This is a genomic window from Okeania hirsuta (assembly GCF_003838195.1).
Lineage (GTDB): Bacteria > Cyanobacteriota > Cyanobacteriia > Cyanobacteriales > Microcoleaceae > Okeania > Okeania hirsuta.
Genome location: NZ_RCBY01000641.1, coordinates 1 through 863 on the forward strand (window position 1 = coordinate 1; position 863 = coordinate 863).

Consider the following 863-nt stretch of genomic DNA (forward strand, 5'->3'; position numbering starts at 1 on the left):
AATATTTCTTGAGTTTTGTAGTAGAAATACAACCAGAAATCTTACCTCAAACTGAATTATCAGTTTGAGGTAAGATTTCTGGTTGTATTTCTACTACAAAACTCAAGAAATATCTATGAGCGGAATCTTTGATTACTGTTACTGATGATGGAGCAGCAGGTAAATCTCTTGACCAAACAATTTTCAGCTTTCCAATCTTAGCTAAATAGACTTTATGTTGACAAACTTTAAATCATCATGAGTGTAAACCTAGCAGTTTGCGCGTGACTTTCTACTTTTAAATTTAGGAGGTCTAATAGGTTAGGTCTACCTTTCTGTTGACCTTTAGTTGATTTGAAAAAATTTTGATCAGCCTGGTTTAAATCATTTAAAGATTGCTGCAATGGTATAGCAGAAACTTCTGATAACTACTCTCTGTCTTCAGTGTTTTTCGATTGAGTGATCAACTGTTTTTGTAGCTCGGAGTTAGTGGGTTTCTTCTCTCCTAATTGATACTTTTCTTGACAACAAGCTAGACTATCATTCCAAACTACACGGACACAACCAAATACCTTGGCTAATCGGTATTTTTGTCCCGGTGTTGGATAGATACGATACTTAAATCTAGCTTTCATAACCTGACTTTCAAACTAACAACATGATAACATACTTATCAAAGAAAAATCAATTTAAAAGTCCCCCTTTTAGGGGGAGGCTTTCAACCCAATTTTCTGGTAATTTGAACAAAAGATGAAGTTAGATTTTTCTTATTTCGCGACAAGTCTATTATGTATAGCAAGGAACGAGTTAGTTAGGATATATACTGATGATGAACCTTAGAGAGGGAAATGCTTTTCCCACTTTTGCCTCACAGGAGTGCGCAT

The 863-nt window shown here is 35.0% G+C and carries 1 protein-coding gene; it reads right to left on the reverse strand.

Going from position 1 to position 863, the window contains the following annotated elements; translation table 11 throughout:
• Positions 1–407 precede the first annotated feature (407 nt).
• Positions 408–614, reverse strand: coding sequence for a helix-turn-helix domain-containing protein (locus tag D5R40_RS40500; protein WP_124142862.1), 207 nt, complete (start codon positions 612–614; stop codon positions 408–410).
• Positions 615–863: the final 249 nt, after the last annotated feature.